The organism is Chelativorans sp. AA-79, from assembly GCF_029457495.1.
Taxonomy (GTDB): domain Bacteria; phylum Pseudomonadota; class Alphaproteobacteria; order Rhizobiales; family Rhizobiaceae; genus Chelativorans.
On sequence record NZ_CP120361.1, the window covers coordinates 4186063 to 4212797 of the forward strand.

A 26735-nucleotide genomic window follows, 5' to 3' on the forward strand; every position below is an offset into this window, starting at 1 on the left:
CTCACGTCCGCTCGACGCTGCCGGCATCCGGATCGAGCAGGCGGTGCAGATGAACGATGAAATAACGCATATGGGCATTGTCCACGGTTTGCTGTGCCTTTGCCCGCCAGGCGGTCTCGGCGGTCTTGTAATCCCCGTAGATGCCGACGATGTCCAGCGCATCCAGATCGCGAAACTCGGTACCTGTGAGCGACTTCAGCTCGCCACCGAAGACGAGATGAAGAAGCTGCTTTTTTTCCTGATCCTCAGCCATTGGCTCATCTTCCCTTTTTTGGGAGCTTTTGTGGCAAGCCTGCGAAGCAGTCGCCTGATCTAGATTAAATCCGATCCTTTGAAAACCTTTGCATGCAGAATGTGTTACCCGCAGGTTTCCGCCGATCACTCCCTGATATCGGCAACCACGCCGGCCATGATCTCCAGCAAGCGCCCGCTGCCAGCCGCCAGTGCTCCGCGCCTTGGATCCGGACCTGCATAGTGCGGCCGCCGCAGCATGTCGTCGACGACACTTCCGCCTGCTTCTGCAAGGATCACATCGGCCGCTGCGAGGTCCCAATCGTGGGACGCGGGCTTGACGAAAGTGGCATCCAGCCCGCCGCTCGCCACCAGCGCGACGCGATAGGCCAAAGAGGGAACATAAGGATGTGGGGTTACCCGAGCGTAAACTTCAGGCGGAAGCGCCCTCATCATGTTCTTCGGGCCGGCGAGGGAAAACTCGTGTCCGGGCCGCTTCACCGCAATGGGGGCGCCATTCCGCAACGCGCCACCTCCGGAAAAGGCGCTGAAGAACTCGCCCCGCGCCGGACAGTCCAGCACGCCGGCGATGGCGCGCCCCCCCTCGACCACCGCGATGCTCACGCACCAGAAGCTGCGCCCGTCGATGAAGGCGCGCGTGCCGTCGATCGGGTCAACCACAAAGGTGCGCGGTGCGTTGAGCCTGTCCTTGTTGTCCGCCGTTTCCTCCGACAGCCAGCCATAACCCGGCCGCATGGCGAGCAGGGTTTCGCGCAGGAACCTGTCCACCTCGAGATCGGCCTTGCTCACCGGCGACTTGCCCTCCTTCCACCAGACCTCCGGGTCTTGGCGGAAATACCGCATGGCGATCCGGCCGGCATCGCGCGCCGCCTCGGCGATCAGGGAAAGGTCCTGCTCGGCGGTGTTGAGGGCCTCACTCACCGGCAACCGTCATTTCGTCGATGAGCAGTGTCGGCGCGGCGATTCCGTAGTTCCGGTCGAGATCGCTCGCGGGCGTCATGCGCAGGAACATGTCCTTCAGGTTCGACGCGATGGTGATCTCGGACACCGGATAAGCGATCACGCCGTTCTCGATCCAGAAGCCGGATGCGCCGCGGCTGTAATCACCGGTCACGAGATCCACACCGTGGCCGAAGAGCTCTGTCACGTAAAAGCCGTTCTTGATCGAGGCGATCATGTCCTCGGGCGGCGTTTCCCCAGGCTCGATGGCAAAATTGGTGGCCGAGGGGTTGACGGAGGAGGATGCGCGGACGCCACGCCCGTTGGTCTCCAGGCCCAGTTCGCGCGCGGTGGAGGTGGAGAGGAACCAGGCAGTGAGAATTCCCTTTTCCACCGGGGCCAGTCGCTTGCCCGCCACGCCCTCGCCGTCGAAGGGGCGGGAATTCTGGCCGCGCCGGCGAAAGGGATCGTCGGTGACCGTGACGCCGGAGGAGGCAACCTGCTTGCCCATCATGTCGCGCAGGAAGCTCGTCTTGCGCGCGACGGCGGCGCCGTTGACGGCCGAAGCGATGTGGCCGGCGATGCCGCGCGCGACGCGCGGATCGTAGACGACCGGGAAGACGCCGGTCTTCACCCGGCGCGGATTGAGCCGCTTCACCGCCCGCTCGCCCGCCGTGCGACCGATTTTTTCCGGCGTTTCGAGATCTGCGAAGTGGAGACGCGAGGAATAGTCGTAGTCCCGCTCCATCTTCGTGCCTTCCCCGGCGATGACGCTCGCGGAACGGCCGAAGCGCGTTGCCGAATACTGACCGACGAAGCCATGCGAGGTGGCGAGCACGAGGCCGCCGGAGCCCGCGCTCGCTCCGGCGCCGGAGGAGTTCGTGACGCCGGGCACGGCAAGGGCGGCTTCCTCGGCGGCGAGCGCATCCTCCGTCAGACGCTCGGCCGGCACCTCCATGCTGTCGATCAAGTCGAGATCGGCGATGTCGCGCGCGAGCCTCTCGGGCTCGGCGAGGCTCTGATAGGGATCCTCGGGGGAGACCTTCGCCATCGCGACGGCCCTCTCGGCGAGTGCTGCCGGATCGGAGCTCCTCGTGGCGGAAACGCTCGCGACCCGCCGGCCCACGAAGACGCGCAGAGACATGTCGTCGCTTTCGGCCGATTCGGTGCCTTCGACCTTGCCGAGACGCACCGAGACGCTGCTCGAGCGGGAACGCATGACGACCGCATCCGCCGCGTCGGCGCCGGCGCGTTTTGCCGCCTCCACCAGGCTGGCAACGCGATCGAGCAGGGGTTTCTCATCGAGAGACATGGTCGCTCCGGGTCCGGGTTTTCTCGTGGCCGCCGCGCGGCGCCACTTTGACTATGTGGTGGAGGTGAAAGAGTGGGCAAGACATGGACATAAGGAACCATTTATGGTGCCCGAACGGGCAGCGCAATGGCAACGCCTCGCGTGTGCCTCTCAACAGATAGAAACAGGTAGGATGTATGGAAGCGGCCGCCGGAATTTATTATCAGCCACTCCTCCTCCTCGGCGCAGCCGTGATCGCGGCCCCGCTGTTCATGCGGCTGGGGCTCGGCACGATCCTTGGCTACCTCGCCGCCGGCGTCGTGATCGGCCCCATCGCGCGGCTCGTCGTGGATGGGGAAGGGCTCCTGCACGTGGCTGAGCTGGGCGTCGTCTTCCTGCTCTTCCTCATCGGCCTCGACCTCAACCCCTCCCGTCTATGGGCCATGCGGCGCGAGATCTTCGGCCTCGGCCTCGCCCAGGTTCTGGTCACCGGTATCGCGCTGGCGCTCGCCGCCTTCTTCCTGTTCGGCCTGTCGGCTGCGGCGGCGATCGTGATCGGCTTTGGCCTCGCGCTCTCCTCGACGGCCTTTGGCGTGCAGATCATGGAAACGGAGGGCACGATCAACCAGCCATACGGACGCACCGCGATCTCCATCCTGCTCCTGCAGGATCTGGCGATCGCGCCGTTGCTGGCCCTCGTGCCCCTGCTCTCCCCCGGCGGCGAGGGAGCAGCCGACATCACGCTCGGCCGTTTCGTGCTGGCGCTTGCCTGCGTCGCGGCTCTGATCCTGGCGGGCCGGTATCTCCTCAATCCGCTCTTCCGGCTGATCGCGAGCACCGGCGCGCACGAGGCGATGATCGCCGCTGCCCTCCTGGTGGTGCTCGGCTCCGCCACGCTGCTGCAATTCGCCGGCCTGTCGATGGGCCTCGGCGCCTTCATCGCCGGCGTGCTCCTGGCCGACTCCTCCTACCGGCACGAGCTCACGGCGGACGTAGAGCCGTTCCGCGGCATCCTGCTCGGCCTGTTCTTCATGGCCATCGGTCTTTCGCTCGACCTGGAGGTGGTCGTGGAGAACTGGCTGTTGATCGCCGGGCTGGTGCCCCTGATGATGCTCGCCAAGGCGATCCTCGTCTATGGCGTTTGCCGCGTCTTCGGCTGCGACCACAATGCCGCGGTGCGGGTGGCCACACTTCTTCCGCAGGGCGGCGAGTTCGGGTTCGTCCTCTTCACGGCCGCCTCTTCCGCGCTGATCTTTTCTTCCTCGACCGCCTCTCTTCTCATTGCCGTGGTGACGCTCTCGATGGCGCTCACGCCGCTTTCGGTGCGCCTGGGCGGTTATCTGACGCGGGAGGACGAGCGTGAGGAGATGGACGAGTCCTTCGACGGCGCCGGCTCGGACATCCTCATGATCGGCTTCTCCCGTTTCGGGCAGATTGCCTCCCAGATCCTGCTTGCCGGCGGCAGCGACGTGACCATCATCGACCATTCGGCCACGCGCGTGCGGGCGGTCGAGAAGTTCGGCTTCCGCATCTATTTCGGCGATGGAAGACGCAAGGAAGTGCTGGAAGCCGCGGGCATCCGAAAAGCGAAGATCGTGGCCGTCTGCACCAATGTCCGCACGACGACGGATGCCATCGTCAACATGATCAGGTCGGAGTTTCCGCATGTGAAGCTTTATGTGCGCTCCTATGATCGCGCGCATACGCTGGCGCTGCGGGCGCAGGGCGTCGATTACGAGATCCGCGAAACATTCGAATCGGCCCTGCTCTTCGGGCAGCGGTCCCTTCAAGGACTCGGCGCGAGCGAGGAGCTTGCCCAGGCAATCGTCAACGACGTGAGGAGGCGCGATGAGGAGCGGCTCGCCATCCAGGCGGTGGAAGGTCTGCAGGCCGGCGGGGACAAGATGCATGTGCGGCCGGTCACGCCGGAGCCTCTCATCAAACCCGCCCATGAATCCCGCCGGCTCGATGTCGTGTCGGGGGAGAATCCGGGTTAGGGATCGTCAGTGCCCGATCGGCATGCTGCTCACGCCGCATTCCGTTTGAGGACCGTTTCCACGGCGCGTTTCAGCTCGTCCTTGATCGAAGCGGTCTCGGCCATGATCGCGTCCATCTTCAGGAAATCCAGCACGCGGAAACCCGAGATCGAGGGTCTGAGCAGGATGTCGGGCCGCTTCCTCTCCAGCTTCATGGCGATGATGGACTGCATCATGAGCTGGGTCGCTCCGAACATCATCTCTATCGTATTCGGGATCTTGGCCGAGCGCACGGCAGGAACGCCCACCACATCCACCGCTATCAGGATGTCGGCCGCACCCTCCAGGACATCGAAGGGAACCGGATTGTAGATGCCGCCGTCGATGAGCATGCGCCCATCCCGCATGACCGGGCGGAAGACCGCCGGCAGCGCCGCCGAGGCGGCCAATGCCGAGCGGAGTTCGCCGGCCTCGAAAACCGTGAGATGATGGCCGTAATAGTCGGTTGCGGTGACCCGCAGCGGAATCGACAGCTCCTCGAACGTGTCGGGAATTTCCCGCGGCAGGAACTCCTTCAGGATGCGCTCCGCATTGAACTGGCCGAGGCGTATGCCCGTCTCCATCATCTCGGAGAATTTCGCCGGACGGGCGCGCCAGATGCGGGCGGCCACCTCGGAGCGACGGGCGAGGACCTGGCCGGCATAAGCGCGGATGTCCTTGCCGGGCATGCCGGCCGCCATCCCCGCCCCCATGATCGCGCCGATGGAGGAGCCGGAGATCATGACCGGGCGGAGGCCCAACTCGTCCAGCGCCTCGATCACATGGATATGGGCAAGGCCCCGCGCGCCTCCGCCGCCGAAGGCGACAGCGAATGTCGGCCCGGATGGGGCCGGCGACGCGACAATCCGTTTGGCGGGTTTGTGCTCAGTCATTGCCCTTGCCTCTTCGGGCCAACCATGTTCCGCTTCTTGGGTTCCCGAAAACGACATAGCATCCCTGCCGGGCATGCCGCCAGGGCAACGCGGCCCGCGGGAAGCGGACCGCTGGCCCACGCCTAATTTTCAGCCCTCGGCCCCGGGCCGACGATCAGGGTCGTCGGCTCCACGGACAGGAGCCGATCTGCCATTCCCTTCACGTCATCGAGCGTGACTTCGTTGAAGAGCTCCACGCGCTTCTCGACATAGTCCCTGCCCCTGCCGAGCCTCTGCAGGCCCACCAGCGTGCTTGCGATCTGGCTTGTCGAGCTCAGCTGCGAGATCGCGTAGGAACCGATCGCGTATTTCTTGGCGCTGGCGAGTTCCTCCGGCGTCGGACCCTGCTCGACGATCTGGTGAATGACGTCGCGCGCGGTGCTCAGCGTCTCCTGGGCGCGGTCGCTGCCGGTGGCCACGTCCATAACCAGATCGCCCCACTCGGGATTGGCATCGAGATCCGCACTCGCGCCGTAAGTGAGGCCACGCTTCTCACGCAGTTCGGTGAAGAGCCGCGAGGAAAGTCCGCTCCCGCCCAGGATCTCCGCCAGCAGCGTGGCGGGGTAAACGTCAGGGCTCGTCGCGGCGACACCGGGATAGACCATCGTGATGGAGGTCTGCGGGCGATCGTAAGCCTCGCGCACCTCCTCGCCGAAATTGAGCTGCGGCGGCGGGATATCGGCCAAATCCGCCTGCTCCGGAAGGTCACCGAAGACCTGGTCGAGAATGCCCTCCAGCGTGGCGGGATCGATCGCACCCACCACACCCACGATCAGGTTGGACCGCGCGAATAGCTTCCGGTGGAAGGCAGGCAGGTCCTCGCGCGCCACGGCGGCAAGGGTTTCCTCCTCCACAGGCCGGCCGAGCGGATGGTCTCCATAGAGGGTGGCCATGAGCGCCTTGCGGCCGCGGGTGTCCGGATCGTTGCTGTCGGATCTCACGTCGGAGATGGCGAGGGCACGCTCGCGCGTGAATTCCTCTTCGTCGAAACGCGGCGCGGTGACGGCCAGCGAGAGCAGCTCCAGCGGTTCCTCCGTTTCGCCGGCGAGCATTCGCAGCCGGCCCGAGACCAATTCCGGCCCCGTGCTAAAGGAAAGGTCAGCCCCCGTCTCGTAGAGGCGCTGCTGGAACCTGTCGGAATCCAGATCGCCAGCACCATTGTCGAGCAGCGAGGTCATCAGTTCCACCAGGCCTTCCTTGCCCTTGGGATCCTGGTTGCTGCCGCCCAGGAAAGCGAAGGAGATGGCGACGATCGGATCGCTCTGGTCCTCCACCAGCCAGGCCTTGATGCCCTTGGGCGAGGTGACCTCGGCGATGTCGAGGTTCGCGCGGGCGGGAAGGACGAGCGCGAAGAGAACGATGCCAAACGAGAAAGCCCGCAGACAGGCCCGGAGAGGCGCTTTCATGGCGACCGCCATCATGATCCTTTCGTTTCTCATGCCGGATCCTCCGCATCCATGGGCAGGAGGTAGCCAGCGACGCTGCGGTGTATCGAGAGATAACGCTGCGCCACTTCACGGATATTGTCCGCCGTGACCGCGTCGATACGCTCGCGGATCGAGGCGACGTCTTCGAGCGTTCCGCCGAGCATCAGCGTGGTGCCCGCCTCCAGCGCACGCGACATCTGCCGCTCCCAACCGAGAATGAGCTGGCTCGCCAGCACCTTCTTGGCCGTTTCGAGCTCGTGGTCGGAAACGTTCTCGACCGCCATCTTCTTGATCTCCGCATCGACCGCCTGCTCCACCTCGCGCAGCTTGTCGGGGGAAATGGGCGAGGCATAGACGCCGATTTGCGAATAGTCGCGCATGCTGGTGGAGGTCCAGGCTCCGGCGGCGGAAGCGATCTGCTTCTTCACCACGAGTTCCTGGTAGAGCCTGCTGCGCTCCCCTCCTCCCAGGATCGTGCTCAGGACGAGCAGTGCATCCACGTCCTCCTGGTCCTCGCCGAACGGCGCGGGGCCGAACCAGTTGCGCGAGAAGGAAGGAAGCGTGACGCGCGCATCGCGCAGGATCGACGCCTGCTCGACCTTGTGCTCCGGCTCCATCGGGCGCACGCGCGGCGGCAGGTCGGGCCCGCGCTCCAGCTTTCCATATGTCTCCTCGGCAAGCTTGCGCACGGTCTCGGTGTCGACGTCGCCCGCGACCACGAGCACGGCGTTGTTCGGCCGGTAGTAGCGGTCATAGAAGGCCTGGAGCTGCTGCTTCGTCAGGTCCTTGATCTCGTGCATCCAGCCGATCACAGGCGTGCCATAGGGGTGGTTGTGGAAGAGCGAAGCTCCGACTGCTTCACGCAGCATGCCGGAAGGGTTGTTGTCGACCCGCATGAGGCGCTCCTCCATCACCACGCGCCGTTCGGTCTCGATCGCGTCGTCGCTCAGGACGAGGTTGCGCATGCGGTCTGCCTCGAAGGCCATCATCTCGCCGAGCGCACTCGGGGGAACCTGCTCGAAATAGGCGGTGAAGTCGCTGGTGGTGAAGGCGTTCATGCTTCCACCCACGGCCTTGACGGCGGCCTCGAACTCCCCGCTCTCATGGGTCGTGGTGGCCTTGAACATCAGGTGCTCGAAGAAGTGGGCAATGCCCGACTGACCACGCTCCTCGTCCGCCGCACCCGCTTTATAGAAAAGCACGTGAGTTACCACCGGCACGCGACGCTGCGGAATGACAACCACCTGCAGCCCGTTCTCCAGGGAAAACGTCTCCGCCTCGAACGCGCCGGAAGCGGACTGCGCCGATGCCTGAAGGCTTGCCGCGGCAAGAAACAGGAAAGCGGTGAAAAGGGAAAACAATCTCATGCAAATACCCTGTCCAGCCTGAATACCGTAAGGCCGGAACGGGTCTGGCGGCCGGCCTCATCTCTTGGAGCCAGAGGTGTACCACGCATCCTGTGGCTAAACTCTGACAATCCCGCAAAAAGCGAGCGTGCTCGAAGAATAGGTTCGCAGGTCGTGCAGAACAACGCCTTCCGGGGGCTGGAACGGCGTGGCGGCCGCCTCCTCCACCACGATGAGGGCATCCTGCGTCAGCCAGCCGCCCGACAGCGCCGATGCGATCGCCCTCTCCGCGAGCCCCTTGCCGTAGGGCGGATCGGCGAAAACGAGATCGAAGGGCTGCATCGTGCCCACGGGTCCCAGATGCGTCGCATCGCGCCGGAAGATGCGTGTGCGGCCTTGCAATCCAAGGCTTTCGATATTCTCGCGCACCAGCGCGCGGGCGGATGCGTCCTCTTCCACGAACAGGCAATGGCTCGCCCCGTGCGACAGGGCTTCGATACCGAGCGCCCCGCTGCCTGAGAAGAGATCGAGCACCCGCGCGCCCTCGACCGATCCGGGATAGGAATGCTCCAGCACATTGAAGAGCGATTCGCGTGCCCGGTCCGTGGTCGGGCGGATCGCATCACTTTTCGGTGAAGCGAGCCGTCTGCCGCGCAGCGTGCCGCCGACGATGCGCATCGAGCCTCCTTACCGCTTCTTCCTGCCCGGCCCGGGTTTCCCATCCCGCGGCCGCCGCTCGCCGGCAGCCGGCTTTTCAGATCGGCCGCCGCCCGGCCTTGCGGGACGCGACTTCTTCCCGGCGTCGCCGGCGATTTCCTCCGCCCGCTTCTTCCCCACCGGCCGCGCACCCGGCGCCATCCAGACATTGGAAGCGCGCGAACGCCGCTCCAGAGGCATGCGCTCCGGTTTTGCATCGCGCGGGGACCGCTCGAGCCTGGCCCCCCGCGACGGGCGCTCGGGTTTGGAAGAGCCTTCCGGCCGCGCCGTCTTTCCCGAACGCACCGGCCGTTCGTCTTTCCCGTGGCGGGCGGGGCCGGTCTTGCCCTCGAAGCGCGCCGGGCGCTTCGTCTGCAGCCGGTCGCGCGCCTCTTCGCGCCGCTCCTCCCGCTCCCGCTTGCGGTTGATGGGCTTCCGCTCCTGTCGTTCGGCCCTTTCGGCCGGTTTCTGCGCGTCCTCCTCGCCGGGCTTCTTCCGCTCCGCCCGCACTGGCTTGTTGGCGAAGGGCCGCGCGATCGGCGCCTCGAAATTGGCGCCGGCCTCTTCGATCAGCCGATCGCCGAGTTGGTCGCGCAGCATGCGGCCCTTGATCTCCTGGACGGCGCCTTCGGGCAATTCGCCGAGCTGGAACGGCCCGTAGGAGATGCGGATGAGCCTCGTGACGTTCAGCCCCAGCGCCCCCAGCACGTTCTTCACCTCGCGGTTCTTTCCCTCACGCAGGCCGAGCGTGAGCCAGGCGTTCGTCCCCTGCTGCCGGTCGAGCGTTGCGGTGATGGCGCCGTAGAACACCCCGTCGACGGCAATGCCGTTCTCGAGCTCGGCCAGCGCCATCGGGTCGACCTTTCCGTGCACGCGCACGCGATAGCGGCGCAGCCATCCGGTGGACGGCAGTTCGAGGACGCGTGCGAGCCCGCCGTCATTGGTGAGGAGCAGGAGGCCTTCCGTGTTGATGTCCAAACGCCCGATGGTGATGAGCCGCGGCAGGCCTTCCGGCAGGATGTCGAAGATCGTCCTGCGCCCCTCGGGGTCGCGCGTGGTGGTGACAACGCCCGCGGGCTTGTGGAAGAGAAAGAGCCGCGTGCGCTCCGCCTCGGGAATGGGCGTCCCGTCCACCTCGATCCGGTCGGAGGGATGCACGTTGACTGCGGGAGACGTGAGAACGCGGCCGTTCACCCTCACTCGGCCCGCTGCGACCATCGCCTCCGCATCGCGGCGCGAAGCGAGGCCCGCGCGCGCCAGCCGCTTGGCGATGCGCTCACCACCCGCTTCCTCCCCGCGCGGCGCGGCCATCGGTCGGCTCCCCGCATCGGAGCGGACCGCAGCCTTCGCTAGGGTCTTGCCCCTCGTTTTGTCTCGCGGCGCAGCCGAACGCGGGCGTGCCGGTTTGTCTTTTTTATTGTTCATGGTGGCCTGTGCCTTTCAGGGCGGCTAGGTATCAATTCGTCTTCCGTGTTGCGAGCAAAAAGATTGGAACGGCAACAGCCAAGGCATCGTATGAGTTTCATGGACACCGCCCTGGAGGAGGCGCGGGCGGCCGCCGCGCGCGGCGAGGTGCCGGTCGGTGCGGTGGTCGCGCGGGATGGAAAGGTTCTTGCCAGGGCGGGAAACCGCACGCGTGAACTCAACGATCCCACGGCGCATGCCGAGATGCTCGCCATTCGCGCCGCCTGCGAGGCCGGACGCGCGGAGCGGCTGACCGGCGCCGATCTCTACGTCACATTGGAACCTTGTGCCATGTGCGCCGGAGCGATCTCATTCGCCCGCATCCGCCGGCTCTATTTTGCAGCGAGCGATCCCAAGGGAGGTGGCGTGATCCACGGCGGGCGCTTCTTCAGCCAGCCCACATGCCACCACGCGCCGGAGATTTACGAGGGGCTAGGCGAGCGCGAGGCGGCAGCACTGCTCAAGGCCTTCTTTGCCGAGAAGCGGGAGTGACATAACCCCGTCGCTGCCCCATATCACCAAGGCCAGAGCTTACGGAGACCGCCGGACCCGTCGCCCGTGCGCTTGGCGGCGCGTTCCTTCTTTTCCTCGTCCACACCCAGTTCGTCGGCGGGCGCGGTGGGCGCAGGCTGGCGATAGTCGACCGGCGGATCGCTCAGATAGCGCCGGGTGGTGGGGCTGCCCTGGGTTTGCTGCCTGCGCTGCAGATAGGCTTGGCGCTGCTCACGCATCTGCCTCGAAGACAGGATCTCCGGCTTCACCCGGTCGCCCTGGGTGAGCTGAGTGCCCGTCGTCTCCAGCGTCGGGCCGGACCCATCGTTCCCGCTCATATCGCGCACCACGTTCGAGCGGTAGAACGGGTTGTCCTGATTGGCCGTCGCCTCGGCGCGGATACGCGCCAGGCGCTCCTCGGGCGATTCGGGCCAGGCCGGATTGTTCTGCGCCACATCCTCCTGGGGCGGCGGAAGCACAGCGGTGGAAGGCGGTTTCACGATGCCCGGCCGCGGGCCATAGTCTATCGCCTGCTTGTCCTTGGGCCCCACGGAAAGGATACCGGTCACATCTTCCAGAAGCTGCTGATCGGCCGGCTTGCCGGTGCCATAGGTCGGGCTCGTGCAGGCCGACAGCAAAGCGACCGAAACGGCCGCCGCCACCCCGGCCAATCGTTGGGCCGCGCCCCGTTTTCCGCCACAATGGCGTGCGCCGCAGTCAATATCCTTCAACTCAAACTCTCCTCGGCGCAGTTGCCGCCCCTTCGAGTCCTGCCTCTTCGCCGTAAAATCCGACGAGATGATGGCGCATCGACTGGCCGCTTTTAGCGGACGGCCAGCCGTGACGCAATGTCACCTGCTAAATGCGCCCCAGCGCCTTCAGCTCGCGCAGGGCCGCCGCATCGCGGGCGGAGACATCCGGGAACTCCGGATCCGAGCCCACATCGTCAGTGTAACGCCAGGAACGGGCGCATTTCAGCCCGCCCGCGCGCTTGAAGACGACGGCGACGCCCTTCACCTCATCGAGCCTGAAGGCGTCGGCCGGGGCCTGGTCGCTGCGGATCTCGATGCCGCTGGTGATGCACACCTCCGCCATATCCACATCCGACACGGCCTGCCTGAGTTCGGGATCGGTGATGTAGGCCACGGGTGCGGCCTCCAGCGAGGAGCCGATGGTCTTCTCCCTGCGCTCGACCTCCAGCGCTCCGGTGACGACACGGCGCACCTGGCGGACCTTGCGCCACTTCTCCGCCAGCGCCTCGTCCCGCCAATCCGCCGGCACGTCCGGGAACTGCGCCAGATGCACGGACTTGGCGTCCGGATAGCGCTCCAGCCAGGCTTCCTCCGTGGTGAAGGGCAGCATCGGCGCGAGCCAGGTCACGAGACAGTCGAAAAGCTGGCGCACCACTTGGAGCGCGGCCTTTCGGCGGGTGCTCGAGGGTGCATCGCAGTAGAGCGCGTCCTTGCGCACGTCGAAATAGAAGGCAGAGAGTTCCACCACCATGAAATCGATGAGCGCGCGCGTGATGCGTTTGAAGTCGAAATTGTCGTAGCCCTTGCGTACGATCTGGTCGAGCTCGAAAAGCCGGTTGAGCATCAGCCGCTCCAGTTCCGGCATCTCGGCAAGCGGCACCGTCTCGCCGTTATCGTGCGCGAGCGTTCCCAGCATCCAGCGGATGGTGTTCCTGAGTTTGCGGTAGGCATCGATATTGGTCTGCAGGATGTTCTGCCCGAGCCGCTGGTCCTCCCAGTAGTCGGTCGTCATCACCCAGAGCCGCAGGATATCGGCGCCGGATTTCGCCATCACGTCCTGGGGCACAACCGTGTTGCCCAGCGACTTCGACATCTTGCGGCCTTCCTCGTCCATGGTGAAGCCATGGGTGATGACGGCATCGTAGGGCGCACGACCGCGCGTGCCGCAGCTTTCGATGAGTGAGGAATGGAACCAGCCCCGATGCTGGTCCGAGCCTTCGAGATAAACGTCCGCGGGCCATTTCAGGTCGGGCCGGTCCTCCAGCGTGAAGGCATGCGTGGAGCCGGAATCGAACCAGACATCGAGGATGTCCTTCACCTGCGTCCAGCGTTCCGCGTCGTTGCGGCCGGCGAGGAAGCGCTCCCTGGCACCCTCGGCGAACCACGCATCAGCTCCTTCCTGCTCGAAAGCCTCCATGACGCGGGCGTTGACCGTCTCGTCCTTCAGCACTTCGCCGTTCTCGTCCACGAAGACGGCGATCGGCACGCCCCACGCCCGCTGGCGCGAGAGCACCCAGTCGGGCTTGTCTTCGATCATCGAACGCAGGCGCGTCTGCCCCTGAGGCGGCACGAAGCGGGTCTCGTCGATCGCCTTCAGCGACCGCGAGCGCAGCGTGGTGCCGTCGCCCAGGTCCTTGTCCATATAGATGAACCACTGCGGCGTGTTGCGGAAGATCACGGGCTTCTTCGAGCGCCAGGAATGCGGATACTGGTGCTTCAGCCGGCCGCGCGCGAAGAGCATGTCCTTCGCGATCAGCGCGTCGATCACGGCCTTGTTGGCATTCCCCTTCTTGCCGGCATCATCGATGACGCGCGCGGGGCCGCCCTCGCGATCCGGCCCGAAGCCAGGCGCGTCCTTCGTGAAGAAGCCGGCATCGTCCACCGCGAAGGGGATCGTCGTGTCGATGCCGCGCTCGGCAAGCTCCCGCGTTGCATCCATCCACGCGTCGAAGTCCTCGCGGCCGTGGCCGGGGGCCGTGTGCACGAAGCCCGTGCCGGCGTCCTCGGTGACGTGCTCGCCGGGAAGGAGCGGGACGGGGAATTCATAGCCGCCCCCAAAGCCCTTCAGCGGATGGGCGCAGACGACCGCGGAAAGCGCATCCGCCTTCACGTCGCGCAGGCGCTTGAATTGGAGCTTCGCCTTGGCGAAGGATTCCTCAGCCAGCGCGTCGGCGAAGATCAGTTTCTCCCCCGGTCGGGGCCCGAAATCGTTCTCTGCCGCCGTGACCTCGTAGAGGCCATAAGCGATGCGCGGCGAAAACGAGATGGCCCGATTGCCAGGCAGCGTCCAAGGCGTCGTCGTCCAGATGACGACAAAGGCGCCGCCAAGCTCCGGCGCGCCTTCAGCGACCGGAAACTTCACCCAGACCGTGTCGCTCTCGTAATCGTGGTACTCTACCTCGGCCTCGGCCAACGCCGTGCGCTCCACCACGCTCCACATCACCGGCTTGGAGCCGCGGTAGAGCTGGCCGGACATGGCGAATTTCAGAAGCTCGCCGGCGATGCGGGCCTCCGCGTGATAGGCCATGGTGGTGTAAGGATTCTCGAAATCCCCCACCACGCCCAACCGCAGGAATTCCTGCGTCTGCACACCGATCCAATGCGTGGCAAACTCCCGGCATTCCCGGCGGAATTCGTTGATCGGCACCTCGTCCTTGTTCTTGCCCTTGGCGCGGTACTGCTCCTCGATCTTCCATTCGATCGGCAGGCCGTGGCAGTCCCAGCCCGGCACGTAGTTGGAATCGTAGCCGCGCATCTGGAAGGAGCGTGTGATGACGTCCTTCAGGATCTTGTTGAGCGCATGGCCGATATGGATGTTGCCGTTGGCATAGGGCGGGCCGTCGTGGAGCACGAAGAGAGGCCTGCCCTGCGCATCCTCGCGCAGGCGCTTGTAAAGGTTCATCTCCTGCCAGCGGGCGACGATCTCCGGCTCCTTCTGCGGAAGGCCGGCGCGCATCGGGAACGCCGTCTGCGGCAGGTAGAGGGTCTTCGAATAATCAAACTTTTCGGACGTGTCGTTCATCGTTTCGCCGTGAAAGATGCGAGCCGGAAGCCGGCGTCGCGGATGACGTATCGGGCGGAAAGCGCGCCTGACGCAAGCGCGAGAGAACCCGGACCTTCCCGCAGCCCCTCAGGCCGCGTGGAAAGCCGGGCCAATAATTCGTATGGCGATCGGCGTGAAACCGGTGCTCGTCATCATGGCCGCGCTTTTAGCCGAGACGGCGGGAAGAATAAAGGGCCGAAGAGTGAATAGCAGACGGCGCGGTTTTTCCTTTGCCAGTCCTTCACTCCTCGCTATTCGCTATTGTCTGCCAGCTCTTCGAACGCAATCTCCAGATCGAGCTCCGACAGCGGCCGCACGCCCGCAAGCAGCGTCTTCGCCTCCTCCTCGTCGCGCTTCATCTGCGCCACGAGCGGCTCCAGTCCGTCGAACTTCACCTCCCCGCGCAGATAGCCGAAGAGGGAGACTGCGCAGGTCTCGCCGTAGAGATCGCCGTCGAAATCAAACACGAAGGTTTCGAGCAGCGCTGTGCCGTTCTCTTCCACCGTCGGGCGTCGCCCGAAGCTCGCCACCCCGTCGTGGAGCGTGCCGCCGGCCCTCCGGAACCGGACAGCGTAGATGCCGTGCTTCAAACCGGCTTCCTCCGCCAACTCCATGTTGGCTGTCGGAAAACCGAGTGTACGGCCAAGCTTCCTGCCGCCCGTCACGTCCGCCTTCACCGTAAAACGGTAGCCGAGCAAGCCCGCGGCCTCGGTCACCTCGCCCTCGCCGAGCAGCACGCGGATCCGGCTCGAGGAGACCACCTCTCCCCCCTCGTCCGAGAAGGCATCCATCACCGTCACGCCGAAGCCGTAAGCCGCGCCCGCGGCGGCAAGCGTTTCAGGCGAGCCGCCGCGCCCTTTTCCGTAATGGAAGTCGTAGCCGACGACGACGTGGGACGCCCCGAGCCCGCCCGCCAGTACCTCGGCCACGAAGCGCTCCGCGGAAAGCGACGAGAATTCGCGGGTGAAGGGCTGCTCGACGACCGCATCGAAGCCCAGCACCTCAAGCAGCCGCGCCTTCATGGGCGCGGGCGTCAGGCGGAAAAGCGGCGCGTCCGGCCGGAAAACGGCGCGGGGATGCGGCTCGAAGGTGAGCACCACCGCCGGCAACCGCATTTCTGCGGCGATCTCCAGTGCGCGCGACAACACCGCCTGGTGCCCGCGATGCACGCCGTCGAAATTGCCGATGGCGACCACCGCCCCGCGCAGATGCGCTGGGATGTTCGCGTAACCGGGAAGCCGCAGGAACTCCGCCACCCTCGCCCTACCTAAGCCGCTCGACCGCGGCCACCGGCTTGTGGCCGTGCTTCTCCAGGAAGGCGGCAAGCCGCGCCTCGTCCAGCCTGCCGTCCTCCTTGTACTCGGATATGTGGATGCCCTCGGTCACGAACAACACGTCGATGCCCATTCCAGCCGCTCCCTTCACATCCGTCAGCACGCCGTCGCCGACGGCGAGCGCATCGCCGGGGCCGACCTCCCGCCCGAGCTCACGGCCGGCGGCGGCAAGGGCTGCCTCGTAGATCGGCCGGTGCGGCTTGCCGGCGATAAGCGTACGGCCGCCGAGCAGGCCGTAGTCCCGCGCCAGCGCCCCGGCACAGAAGACCAGCCGATCGCCGCGCTCCACCACGATATCCGGGTTCGCGCAGATGAAAGGCAGGTCGCGAGCGCGCAGCCGCTGCAACATCTCCGCATAGTCCTCCGGCGTCTCGGCCTCGTCGTCGAAAAGACCCGTGCAGACTACGCCCGAAGCCTCGAACTCCTCCACCAGTTCGGCGTCCAGCCCGTCATAAATCGGCAGGTCGCGGTCCGGCCCCAGATGGAAGACCCGGCGCGGGCCGTTGCGGATGAGCTCCCGCGTCACGTCGCCGGAGGTCACCACCTCGTCCCATGCCTCGTCCGGCACGCCGATCTGGCGCAGTTGTTCCTTCACGAGGTCGCTGGGCCGGGGCGAGTTGGTGACGAGCACCACCGCCTTGCCTGCGCGCCTTGCCCGCGCCAGCGCCTCGACGGCCGGCGAAAAGGCGGAGACGCCGTTGTGCAGCACGCCCCAGACATCGCAGAGGACCACGGCGTAGGATTTTGCGAGCGTGTCGAGACTGTCGACCATGGCCGGCGGCTGCGGCATGAACTCTCCTTGGGCATCTTCAGCATGGGCAGGCGGGGGAGCCTGGGAATGCCGAGACGAATTAACCGAAGAGCCGCGACGTGTCATCCGCTTTCCGTGGTGCCGCTGAAGCCGCGGGTGCGCGCCCTTGCCGCTTCCATGCTTATCGGCTAGGACAGCCGCGCCCGACTGCGGGCGCAATTTTCCACATGGCAAGAGACGGATTTTCGGCATGGCTGACAAGGCGGACAAGGTGAAGGCAAGGCTCCCGCGCGGGCTTGTCGACCGCCATCCGGCCGACATCCGCGCGGTGGACGAGATGGTGGCGAAGATCCGCGCCGTCTACGAGCTCTACGGCTTCGAGCCGGTGGAGACGCCGCTCATCGAATACACGGATGCGCTGGGCAAATTCCTGCCCGACCAGGACCGGCCCAACGAGGGCGTCTTCTCCTTCCAGGACGAGGACGAGCAGTGGCTGTCGCTGCGCTACGACTTGACCGCACCCCTCGCCCGTTTCGTGGCGGAGAATTTCGAGCGCCTGCCCAAGCCATACCGCAGCTACCGCGCCGGCTGGGTCTTCCGCAACGAAAAGCCCGGGCCGGGCCGCTTTCGCCAGTTCATGCAGGTCGACGCCGATACGGTGGGCACACCCGGCGTCGCGGCGGATGCCGAGATGTGCATGATGATGGCGGATGTCATGGAGGCGCTGGGGCTCAAGGGACAGTACGTCATCCGGGTGAACAATCGGAAAGTGCTTGACGCGGTTCTTGATGCCATTGGGCTGGACGGAGTCGAGAATACAGAAATGCGGCTGGGCGTCATGCGCTCTCTCGACAAATTTGATAAGTTTGGCCTCGATGGCGTCGTTCAACTCTTGGGCGCCAAAGGACGCGTGGATGAGAGCGGAGATCACACGAAGGGTGTAGGTCTGAACGACGTACAAATTAGTCGTCTTTTGAACACGATAGGCTGGGGAGAATCCGGTAGCGGCGCAACCAGCGTTCCCTCTAATGGTTTGACCGTCGCAAATTTAGTTGATCGCCTTTCCGATGTAGGTGTGTCGAGCGACGGTGCTGTCGAACTTCAGCAGATAAACGAACTCGCACAGGCCGCGGGATATCTTGAAGACCGTATCCGCATCGACCCCTCCATCGTCCGTGGCCTCGAATACTACACCGGCCCGGTCTTCGAGGCCGAACTGACCTTTCCCGTCGTCAACGAGGACGGCGAGACTGTGCGCTTCGGCTCCGTGGGGGGCGGCGGGCGTTATGACGGGCTCGTCTCGCGCTTCCGCGGTGAGCCGGTGCCGGCCACGGGCTTTTCCATCGGCGTTTCCCGCCTCATGACAGCGCTCAAAAATCTCGGCAAGCTCGAAACCGCCGAGGCGGTCGCGCCGGTCGTCGTGCTCGTCATGGACAAGGACACGGAAAGCCTCGGGCGATACCAGCGGATCGTCTCCGAACTTCGCCAGGCGGGCATCCGCGCGGAAATGTATCTCGGCGGCGCGGGCATGAAGGCGCAGATGAAATATGCGGACCGGCGCGGCAGCCCCTGCGTCATCATCCAGGGCGGCGACGAGCGCGAAAAGGGCGAGGTGCAGATCAAGGACCTCGTGGAAGGCAAGCGCCTCTCGGAAGAGATCGAGGACAATGTGACCTGGCGCGAGTCCCGCCCCGCGCAGTTCTCCGTGCCCGAAAGCGAGATGGTGGCAGCCGTCCGCCGCGTGCTCGAGGCACAGGCGCAAGAGCGGAGCGCGTAGTCTGCATGTCCCTGCCGCAACGCCCATGACCTCCCGCTACCCCTCCTTTGCCGGCGAGATCCTCGACCTCTTCGCCGAGCGCGAGGCGGCGCTGACGGATATCGCCATCATCCAGCCGGCCGATCCCTTCCTCGACATGGCGGGCGAGGACCTGCGCCGGCGCATCTTCCTCACCGAGAGCGAGACCGGCGAGACGCTATGTCTCCGGCCGGAATTCACCATTCCCGTCTGCCTCGACCATATCGACAAGCGCGCCTCGACGCCCCGGCGCTATGCCTATCTGGGCGAAGTATTCCGCCAGCGCCGCGAAGGCGGGGCGGAATTCTTCCAGGCGGGTATAGAGGACCTGGGCGCGGAGGATCGAGCGGCGGCCGACGCGCGTTCGCTCGCCGATGCGCATGCGGTGCTCTCGCGCGTTCTTCCCGATGCCGCGCTTCAGGTCACGCTGGGCGACCAGGCCGTGTTCGAAGCCGTGCTTTCGGCACTCGGCCTGCCGCGCGGATGGCAGAAGCGGCTCGCCCGCGCTTTCGGCTCGCCCGCCATGCTCGAGGCGGCCATCGCCGAATTCACCAATCCGCATGCGGCCGCGAACCTGCCGCGCGAAATTGCCAGCCTTGTCGCACGCGGCGACGAGGAGCGGCTGACACAGCATATCGAGGAGGCCATGCAGGCCGCCGGCCTTTCTCCTTCCGCGGGGCGCGAGCCGGATGAGATCGCGCGTCGGCTTTTGGAGAAGGCCGCGCTGCGCAGCGTGCGGCTTGCCGACACGGCGCTCGATGCCCTGAAGGCTTTCCTCGTCATCAACGTGCCCCTTGCGCAAGCGGGGAAGCGGCTCGCCGCCTTCGCCGAAGAGACCGGGATCTTCCTCGACGAGGCGTTGGCGGAGTTCGGCGCGCGTGCTGAGCGCATCGCCGGTCACAGTCTGCCGCTCAACGCGATCCAATACGATGCGGGCTTCGGGCGCCCGCTCGACTACTACACGGGCTTCATCTTCGAAATCGGCGCTGGAGACCTGCGCCAGCCGCTCGTGGGTGGCGGGCGCTACGACCGGCTGCTCACGCTGCTCGGAGCGGAAAAGCCCATCCCCGGAGTCGGCTTCTCCATCTGGCTCGACCGCATCGCGGCGCTCAGGGGAGAGGCGCCATGACGGTCACACTGGCTCTCCCCTCCAAGGGCCGCCTCAAGGATGAGGCGGTCGAGCGGCTCAAGCAGGCGGGCTTTGCGATCCGCCTGCCGGAAAACGAGCGGCGCTATCGCGCAGCCGTCGACGGCTTCGACGGGTTGGAGGTGACGTTTCTTTCGGCCTCCGAGATCGCGCGCGAGCTCGACCGCGGCTCGATCGACCTCGGCATCACCGGTGAAGACCTGGTGCGCGAAACCATTCCCGATTGGGAGTCCCGCGTCGCCATCCCGGCCAGGCTCGGCTTCGGCCATGCGGATGTGATGGTGGCCGTTCCCGACGTCTGGTTCGATGTCTCCACCATGGCCGATCTCGACGACGTGGCGGCAGACTTCCGCCATCGCCATGGTCGCCGGCTCCGCATCGCCACGAAATACTGGCGCCTCACCCAGCAGTTCTTTTCTCAGAAGCACGGCATCCAGGTCTATCGCATCGTGGAAAGCCTCGGCGCCACGGAAGGCGCGCCGGCCTCGGGCTCCGCCGATGTCATCGTCGACATCACCTCTACAGGTTCGACACTCAAGGCCAATCACCTCAAGGTGCTGGATGACGGCGTCATCCTGCGCTCGCAAGCCTGTCTCGTGATGGCAAAGAAGGAGCGGGCGGGAGAGGATGCTCGGCTGATTGCAGCCTTGGCCAAGGCGGTGGGGCGGCAGGCGGGCTGAGACATTTGCCAATACTGGACGGATCCGGTCGACTCCAGTGGACCTGCGGAGCAGTGTGCACGGTCTGATTCGCTGGCGACGTTGCGAGGATCAGGCATGGATCCTCGGGTCAAGCCCGAGGATGACGAGGTTGAGGTGTCTCCGCAAATCCCCAACGCCGGCGACTAGTGGATCCGCTTCATACCATCGTCATCCTCGGGCTTGACCGAGGATCCATGCCTGAACGCGGATCATAACGCCCACTATGAAAAGCGGCCTCACTCCTCCACCACTCTCAACCTTAACGATCCAGACCCCGGCCCGCCAACCGCTGCGCTCTTGACACCGCCATCGTCGTCAGGCGCGCCGACCGCCTTGCCGTTCATCTCCGCCCCCAGTTCCAGCGCCTCGATCCTCTCGCCGCGCTTGGTCACCTTGTCGGCAGAGGTGATGATCAGGTCGATGTCCTTGTTGGCCTGCAGGAAGTGGGTCTGGAGCTTGCGCACGCGGTCGTCGAGGCGCGAGACATCCTGCATCAGCTTCACCACCTCGGCCTGGATCAGATGCGCCTGCTCGCGCATGCGCGCATCCTTCAACACCGCCTGAATCACCTGGATGGAAAGCATGAGCAGCGACGGCGACACGATCACCACGCGCGCCCGGTGCGCGCGCTGCACGAGCGCCTCGAAATTCTCGTGGATCTCCGCGAAGATCGATTCCGACGGCACGAACATGAAGGCCGTGTCCTGCGTCTCGCCGGGGATCAGGTATTTCTCGGCAATCGCCTTGACGTGCACCTCGACGTCTCGGCGGAAGCCGGATTCGGCGTATTTGCGAGCCTCCGGACCGGCCTCTCCTTCGGCCGCCGCGCGGATCGCGTTCCATGCCTCCAGCGGAAATTTCGCATCGATCACGAGCGAGGGCGCGGCGTTCGGCATCTTCACGATGCAATCCGGCCGGCTGCCGTTGGAGAGCGTTGCCTGGAATTCATATGCGTTCGACGGCAGCCCGTCGGCGATGATCGCCTCCATGCGCGACTGCCCGAAGGCACCGCGCGTCTGCTTGTTGGAGAGGATCTGCTGCAACTGCACCACCTGGCCGGCGAGCGACTGGATGTTGTTCTGCGCCGTGTCGATCACGGCCAGCCGCTCCTGCAGCTTCGCCAGATTCTCGTGCGTGGACTTGGTCTGTTCGGTGATCGAGTGGCCAAGCCGGGAGGTCATGCCGTCCAGGCGCTCCGAAATCGCCTTGGTCAGTTCCGCCTGCCTCTGGCCGAACACTTCGGCGATCGTGCCCATGCGCCCCTGCAACTCGGCCTGCGTCCGGGCGACCTCGGCAAGCCGCGCCTCCGCCTCGCGCGCCCGGGCGGCCGCTTCCGCCTCCGCGGCAGCGCGGCTCCTGGCGCCGCGCCACAGGACGATAACGAGCAGCAGAGTCAGCAGAAACAGGAGGAAGCCTGCCGCAAAGAGCAGGTCGCCAAGCGAAACGACCGTCGCTCCAAGCCGGAGGACTGGCGTTGAGAATATGGGGCTTACATTGTCCATTAGCCGCATCTTAGCCGATTCTCTTCCACAGGATAAGATCAAAACGTGAACAAAACGAAATGTACACTGCTGCCGGCATATTGACGCGTTTCCGCCGAGTCATTACCTGACTGCCATGACCATTCGCCCGCTCGTCATCCTTCCCGATCCGCTGCTGCGCCAGGTTTCGAAACCCGTCGAGCGCGTGGATGAGAACTTGCGCAAATTCGCCGACGACATGCTGGAGACCATGTATGATGCGCCGGGCATCGGCCTCGCCGCGATCCAGGTGGGCGAGCCCATCCGCATGCTCGTCCTCGACGTAGCCGAGAAGGACGAACCGAAGCACCCGCAGGTCTTCATCAACCCCGAGATCCTCGCGCGCTCCGACGCGCCCAATGTGCACGAGGAAGGGTGCCTCTCCATTCCCGATTATTATGCGGAGGTGGAGCGTCCGGCCGAAGTGACGGTGAAATATATCGACCTCGAGGGCAGGGAGCAGGTCGTGGAAGCCAACGGCATCCTCGCCACCTGCCTGCAACACGAGATCGATCACCTGAATGGCGTGCTCTTCATCGACTACTTGTCGAAGCTCAAGCGCGACATCGTCGTGCGAAAGTTCCGAAAGCTCGCCAAGGATCGCCCGCCGCCGGCACGGATGGTGGGGTGATCTGCGGATCTCCGGCATGGATCGCAGCGATGATCGCGGCAATTTCCACGCATGTAAGGCTCTCGCCAAGCGCGATTTCGAAGGCCTTGACCTGGGGCTTGTAAACCCGTTTGAAACGTGAGCGCATGTGCGCTCACGAGGGATTTGCCGGACGGACCGATGCCTCTACGCCTCATTTTCATGGGAACGCCAGAATTTTCCGTACCGACGCTGCGCGCACTTCACGGCGCGGGGTACGAGATCGTCGCCGTCTACACCCAGCCGCCGCGACCTGCCGGCCGGCGCGGGCTGGAGCTTACGGAATCCCCTGTTCACCGCGTCGCGGAAGAGCTGGGGATTCCGGTGCGAACCCCGCATTCCTTCAAGAGTACGGACGAGCAGGAGGCCTTCCGCGCGCTGGAGGCGGATGTAGCTGTCGTGGTGGCCTACGGCTTGCTCCTGCCGAATCCCATCCTGGAAGGAACCCGTCTCGGCGCGTTCAACGGCCACGCCTCACTGCTGCCTCGCTGGCGCGGTGCCGCGCCCATCCAGCGCGCGATCATGGCCGGAGATGCCGAAACGGGCATGATGGTGATGAAGATGGACGAGGGCCTCGACACCGGCCCCGTCGCCATGACGGAAAAGGTCTCCATCGGGCCTGACATGACCGCCGGCGAGTTGCACGATATCATGAAGGAAGCCGGCGCGAAGCTGATGGTCGAGGCCATGGCGGCGCTCGACAAGGGCGAACTCGAGCTCACACCCCAGCCCGCCCAGGGGGCCACCTACGCGAAGAAGATCAGCAAGGAGGAGACTCGCGTCGACTGGTCCCGCCCGGCCTCAGAGGTGCATAACCATATCCGCGGGCTTGCCCCCTTCCCCGGCGCCTGGTGCGAAATGCCCTTTGCAGGCGAGCCGGAGCGTGTGAAAATCCTGCGCTCTACGCTGGTTTCGGGTAGCGGCGCGCCGGGCGAGATTCTTGATGACGATCTCTGCATCGCCTGCGGCGATGGCGCGGTGCGCCTTCTGAAGTTGCAGCGGGCGGGCGGCAGACCGGTCGCGGCGGAGGACTTCCTGCGCGGCGCAAAGCTCAAAAAGGGGATGCGGCTGCCATGAGCGCGGTGATCATCCGGCCCGAAGAAGCGGGAGACGAGACGGCGATCCGTCTCCTCCTCGTGAATGCCTTCGGCGGCGAAGCCGAGGCCAGGCTCGTGGACACCCTGCGCGCGGAAGGGGATGTCGTTCTTTCCCTAGTGGCCGAGCGCGACGGCGAGGTGCGCGGGCACGTCCTATTTTCACGGCTCCTGGTGCGCGATGACGAGGGGGCCTTTCCCGCCGTGGCGCTCGCGCCGCTTGCTGTCCATCCCGACCACCGGCGCGAAGGCATCGCGGCCGCCCTTGTCGAGGATGCCCATCTGCGGCTGCAGACCCAAGGCGAGCGGCTCTCGGTCGTGCTCGGCGATCCCGCCTATTACGGCCGTTTCGGCTACAGCCGCGAGCGCGCCGGCGGTTTCGAAAGCCGCTATCAGGGCGAGCATCTGCAGGCCCTCGCCTGGGATGATGCCCCGCGAACCGGCAGGCTCGACTATGCTGCGGCTTTCGGCGATCTTTCCTGACCATGCCGCGCTACCGCATCGATATCGAGTATGACGGAACGCCCTATGCCGGCTGGCAGCGCCAAGCGGGCCAGCCGAGCGTTCAGGAGGCGATCGAGAAAGCCATCGCGGCCTTTTCCGGCGAGGAGATCACGTTGAAAGGTGCGGGCCGCACGGATGCCGGTGTTCACGCACTCAGCCAGGTCGCGCATTTCGATCTCTCCCGCGAATGGAAGCCCGATACCGTGCGTGACGCCGCGAATGCGCATCTCTCCCTGGCCCGGCAAACGGTCTCGATCCTGCGCGCGGCTCACGTGGCCGAAGATTTCGACGCGCGCTTCTCGGCCAAGGCGCGGCACTATCTCTACCGTATCGCCAATCGCCGTGCGCCGCTTGCACTGGAGCGCGGGAGAGCCTGGCACGTGGCCAGAAGGCTGGATACGGCCGGAATGCACGAAGCCGCCCAGCGGCTGGTCGGACATCATGACTTCACCACCTTCCGCTCCGTCCAATGCCAGGCGAAGAGCCCGGTGAAGACACTCGACCGGCTGGACGTGATGCGGCTGGGAGAGGAGATCGAGATCCGCGCCTCCGCGCGCTCCTTCCTGCACAACCAGGTGCGCTCGCTCGTCGGCACGCTCAAGAAGGTAGGCGAAGGCAGATGGACCGCCGACGATGCGGAAGCGGCCCTGAAGGCGCGCGACCGCGCCGCCTGCGGCCCTGTGGCGCCGGCCGAAGGGCTTTATCTGGTCAGCGTGGACTACTGAGGAGGCCCGTCCTCGCTCAACCTGCCGCGACGTCGAGCCCCAGCAGCGATTGCGATGCGAACAGCGTCATGATGGAAACGACCAGCATGGCGAAGAAAACCGCCGTGCCCACCGCCACTCCTTTGGCGATCGCCACCACGGTAAGCCGCCAGGAAAGCGCCAGCGTCGCCAGGAACAGAATAAGGGAAATGCCGTTTGCGAGCTCGGCCGCTTCCGGCACGAAGAGGCGCAGCAGGCCCGGAACGAGCATCACCCAGGCAAAGAGCGCCGAGGCCCAGTTACTTGCTACGACATAATGCACGAACCGGTCCGCGACGCCCGTCGGCTTGGCGAAGGCGGCGAGGAACGCAAGCGGGACGACCCAGGCGCCGATATCCGTCAGGAACAACCGGACGAGCAGAGCGGAGCGCGAGCCGAAGGTCGCCACGTCCGCAATGCTGTTGGTGAAGGCCACCCAGCCGACGATCAGCGGGGGAAGGGCCACGATGATGGCGAAAAAGGAATTCCAGAAACCATCCGCCGAAAGATCGAGCAGCTTCAGCCCCTCGGCCCGGCCCATCATCATGCGCCAGACGCCGATGAAATATTGCTGGATTTCGGCGCCCGTCGGCATCAGGTGAACCAGTCCTCGAGGAAGCGCTGGTAGATGCGCGTCAGCGTTTCCAGTTCGGCGAGCGGTGCCCTCTCGTCCACCATGTGCATGGTCCGGCCCACGAGGCCGAACTCGACCACCGGGCAGTAATCCTTGATGAAACGAGCGTCCGACGTGCCGCCCGTGGTGGAGAGGACAGGCCTCCTGCCTGTGACCGTCTCGATCGAGCCGGAAAGCGTTTCGATCAGCTTGTCGTCGCGGGTCAGGAACACCGGGCTTGGCCGGCCGCGCCACTCGATCTCGAAAGCGACGGGCTCTTCGCGGCCCGGCCGCAGCCGATTTTCCGCCGCTGCCCTGTCCAGCCGATTGTGAATCTCTGCCTGTAGCGTTTCCACCGACCAGGTATCATTGAAGCGAATGTTGAAGGCGGCGGTCGCGCGCGCGGGAATGACGTTGGCAGCGGGATTGCCGACGTCGATCGTGGTGACTTCCAGATTGGTTGCCGGGAACTCGGCCGTCCCCTCGTCCAAGGGCGGACTGAGCAACGCCTCGAGCAGAGCAACCAGTCCCCTGACGGGATTGTCGGCCAGGTGCGGATAGGCGACATGACCCTGCTTGCCGAAGACGGTGATGCGGCCGGACAGCGAGCCGCGCCGGCCGATCTTCACCATATCTCCGAGGGTCTCGACATTGGTGGGCTCGCCGACGATCGCGGCGTCCCAGCTCTCGCCCCTCGCCGCGGCCCATTGAAGCAGCTTCACGGTGCCGTTGACGGCTGGGCCTTCCTCGTCCCCGGTGATCAGGAAGGAGACGGAGCCTCTGGGCACACCATGCTTCTCCACATACCGGGCAAGTGCGGCCACGAAGCAGGCGATCCCGCCCTTCATGTCCACCGCGCCACGGCCGAACATCTCGCCCGCCGCGATCTCGGCGGCAAAGGGCGGATGCGTCCAGGCGCCCTCGTCGCCCGGCGGCACCACATCCGTATGGCCGGCGAACATCAGATGCGGGCCGTTGCCGGAGAGCCTGGCATAGAGGTTCTCGACATCCGCCTCGCCTTCCTCGGAAAAGACCGGTCGGTCGACGCGTGCGCCGAGCTCCTGCAGCATGGTCTCGAGTGCAGCGAGCGCCCCCGCCTCGGCCGGGGTCACGGACGGGCAGCGGATAAGAACGGCCAGGTTCTCGGCAGGATCAGTGGGAAACGTCATGATGGCGATGGATACTCGAACCGGCGCGCCGTGTCACCCGCGATCCGGATGCTGTTGCAATTGGAG

The 26735-nt window shown here is 65.3% G+C and carries 23 protein-coding genes and 1 pseudogene; 9 read left to right on the top strand and 15 right to left on the bottom strand.

Annotated features, from left to right (window positions below; translation table 11 throughout):
- Position 1: 1 nt before the first annotated feature.
- The 3 genes from PVE73_RS20460 to PVE73_RS20470 all read right to left on the bottom strand — a co-directional run bounded on the left by PVE73_RS20460 (position 2) and on the right by PVE73_RS20470 (position 2503).
- Entirely contained in the window at positions 2-253 is a 252-nt protein-coding gene (locus PVE73_RS20460) for a DUF4170 domain-containing protein (protein WP_277364009.1), read from the bottom strand.
- A gap of 125 nt (positions 254-378) precedes the next feature.
- Entirely contained in the window at positions 379-1173 is a 795-nt protein-coding gene (locus tag PVE73_RS20465; protein WP_277364010.1) for a 3'(2'),5'-bisphosphate nucleotidase CysQ, read from the bottom strand.
- Positions 1166-2503: a TldD/PmbA family protein gene (locus tag PVE73_RS20470; RefSeq protein ID WP_277364011.1), complete on the bottom strand. Its 1338-nt coding sequence runs from the start codon at positions 2501-2503 to the stop codon at positions 1166-1168. Before PVE73_RS20470 ends, PVE73_RS20465 begins: the two co-directional genes overlap by 8 nt.
- Before the next feature lie 176 nt (positions 2504-2679).
- Here PVE73_RS20470 and PVE73_RS20475 point away from each other — a divergent pair, with 176 nt between their 5' ends.
- Complete coding sequence (locus tag PVE73_RS20475) at positions 2680-4479, top strand: monovalent cation:proton antiporter-2 (CPA2) family protein (protein WP_277364012.1); 1800 nt, start codon at positions 2680-2682, stop codon at positions 4477-4479.
- A 29-nt stretch (positions 4480-4508) separates the two neighbouring features.
- Here the strand turns inward: PVE73_RS20475 and PVE73_RS20480 are convergent, their stop codons facing one another.
- From PVE73_RS20480 to PVE73_RS20500, 5 genes and pseudogenes are all read right to left on the bottom strand, one after another.
- A complete protein-coding gene (locus PVE73_RS20480) occupies positions 4509-5390 on the bottom strand; it encodes a patatin-like phospholipase family protein (protein ID WP_277364013.1) in 882 nt (293 codons plus the stop codon).
- Between the two features lie 122 nt (positions 5391-5512).
- Complete coding sequence (locus PVE73_RS20485) at positions 5513-6868, bottom strand: pitrilysin family protein (protein ID WP_277364014.1); 1356 nt, start codon at positions 6866-6868, stop codon at positions 5513-5515.
- A complete protein-coding gene (locus PVE73_RS20490; RefSeq protein ID WP_277364015.1) occupies positions 6865-8223 on the bottom strand; it encodes a pitrilysin family protein in 1359 nt (452 codons plus the stop codon). Before PVE73_RS20490 ends, PVE73_RS20485 begins: the two co-directional genes overlap by 4 nt.
- Positions 8224-8319: 96 nt before the next feature.
- On the bottom strand, positions 8320-8880 hold the full coding sequence (rsmD, locus tag PVE73_RS20495) for a 16S rRNA (guanine(966)-N(2))-methyltransferase RsmD (protein WP_277364016.1): 561 nt from the start codon (positions 8878-8880) through the stop codon (positions 8320-8322).
- A 9-nt stretch (positions 8881-8889) separates the two neighbouring features.
- Positions 8890-10191 (bottom strand): annotated as a pseudogene (locus tag PVE73_RS20500) (pseudouridine synthase); the annotation flags it as partial.
- A gap of 231 nt (positions 10192-10422) precedes the next feature.
- On the opposite strand from PVE73_RS20500, the gene PVE73_RS20505 reads away from it, so the two are divergent.
- Entirely contained in the window at positions 10423-10854 is a 432-nt protein-coding gene (locus PVE73_RS20505; protein ID WP_277367531.1) for a nucleoside deaminase, read from the top strand.
- A gap of 23 nt (positions 10855-10877) precedes the next feature.
- On the opposite strand, the gene PVE73_RS20510 is transcribed toward PVE73_RS20505, so the two are convergent.
- The 4 genes from PVE73_RS20510 to PVE73_RS20525 all read right to left on the bottom strand — a co-directional run bounded on the left by PVE73_RS20510 (position 10878) and on the right by PVE73_RS20525 (position 16773).
- The gene (locus tag PVE73_RS20510) at positions 10878-11585 is read right to left on the bottom strand and encodes a hypothetical protein (RefSeq protein WP_277364017.1); all 708 of its coding nucleotides are present in this window, start codon (positions 11583-11585) and stop codon (positions 10878-10880) included.
- A gap of 127 nt (positions 11586-11712) precedes the next feature.
- Positions 11713-14628, bottom strand: coding sequence for an isoleucine--tRNA ligase (ileS, locus tag PVE73_RS20515; protein WP_277364018.1), 2916 nt, complete (start codon positions 14626-14628; stop codon positions 11713-11715).
- 272 nt (positions 14629-14900) lie between these two features.
- On the bottom strand, positions 14901-15905 hold the full coding sequence (locus PVE73_RS20520) for a bifunctional riboflavin kinase/FAD synthetase (RefSeq protein WP_277364019.1): 1005 nt from the start codon (positions 15903-15905) through the stop codon (positions 14901-14903).
- A 7-nt stretch (positions 15906-15912) separates the two neighbouring features.
- Positions 15913-16773, bottom strand: coding sequence for a TIGR01459 family HAD-type hydrolase (locus PVE73_RS20525; protein ID WP_277364020.1), 861 nt, complete (start codon positions 16771-16773; stop codon positions 15913-15915).
- Between the two features lie 211 nt (positions 16774-16984).
- Between PVE73_RS20525 and hisS the strand changes: the two genes are divergently transcribed.
- The 3 genes from hisS to hisG are packed head-to-tail and all read left to right on the top strand — an operon-like array spanning position 16985 to position 20356.
- Complete coding sequence (hisS, locus tag PVE73_RS20530) at positions 16985-18511, top strand: histidine--tRNA ligase (RefSeq protein WP_277364021.1); 1527 nt, start codon at positions 16985-16987, stop codon at positions 18509-18511.
- A gap of 25 nt (positions 18512-18536) precedes the next feature.
- Positions 18537-19658, top strand: a complete 1122-nt coding sequence (locus tag PVE73_RS20535; protein WP_277364022.1) for an ATP phosphoribosyltransferase regulatory subunit — start codon at positions 18537-18539, stop codon at positions 19656-19658.
- A complete protein-coding gene (hisG, locus tag PVE73_RS20540; RefSeq protein WP_277364023.1) occupies positions 19655-20356 on the top strand; it encodes an ATP phosphoribosyltransferase in 702 nt (233 codons plus the stop codon). Before PVE73_RS20535 ends, hisG begins: the two co-directional genes overlap by 4 nt.
- Positions 20357-20613: 257 nt before the next feature.
- Here hisG and PVE73_RS20545 read toward each other — a convergent pair whose 3' ends face one another.
- On the bottom strand, positions 20614-21879 hold the full coding sequence (locus PVE73_RS20545) for a DNA recombination protein RmuC (protein WP_277367532.1): 1266 nt from the start codon (positions 21877-21879) through the stop codon (positions 20614-20616).
- 115 nt (positions 21880-21994) lie between these two features.
- Here PVE73_RS20545 and def point away from each other — a divergent pair, with 115 nt between their 5' ends.
- The 4 genes from def to truA all read left to right on the top strand — a co-directional run bounded on the left by def (position 21995) and on the right by truA (position 24869).
- Complete coding sequence (def, locus tag PVE73_RS20550) at positions 21995-22528, top strand: peptide deformylase (protein WP_277364024.1); 534 nt, start codon at positions 21995-21997, stop codon at positions 22526-22528.
- A 159-nt stretch (positions 22529-22687) separates the two neighbouring features.
- Positions 22688-23623, top strand: a complete 936-nt coding sequence (gene fmt, locus PVE73_RS20555) for a methionyl-tRNA formyltransferase (RefSeq protein ID WP_277364025.1) — start codon at positions 22688-22690, stop codon at positions 23621-23623.
- Positions 23620-24123 (top strand): N-acetyltransferase, encoded by a 504-nt coding sequence (locus PVE73_RS20560; RefSeq protein ID WP_277364026.1) that lies wholly within the window; start codon positions 23620-23622, stop codon positions 24121-24123. Before fmt ends, PVE73_RS20560 begins: the two co-directional genes overlap by 4 nt.
- A 2-nt stretch (positions 24124-24125) precedes the next feature.
- Positions 24126-24869 carry a tRNA pseudouridine(38-40) synthase TruA gene (truA, locus tag PVE73_RS20565; RefSeq protein WP_277364027.1) on the top strand — a complete coding sequence of 248 codons (744 nt, stop codon included), beginning with the start codon at positions 24126-24128 and terminating at the stop codon, positions 24867-24869.
- Positions 24870-24885: 16 nt separating this feature from the next.
- Here the strand turns inward: truA and PVE73_RS20570 are convergent, their stop codons facing one another.
- Positions 24886-25482 carry a transporter gene (locus PVE73_RS20570; RefSeq protein WP_277364028.1) on the bottom strand — a complete coding sequence of 199 codons (597 nt, stop codon included), beginning with the start codon at positions 25480-25482 and terminating at the stop codon, positions 24886-24888.
- Positions 25482-26669: a succinyl-diaminopimelate desuccinylase gene (gene dapE, locus PVE73_RS20575; protein WP_277364029.1), complete on the bottom strand. Its 1188-nt coding sequence runs from the start codon at positions 26667-26669 to the stop codon at positions 25482-25484. The genes PVE73_RS20570 and dapE overlap by 1 nt, the downstream gene beginning before the upstream one ends.
- Positions 26670-26735 lie beyond the last annotated feature (66 nt).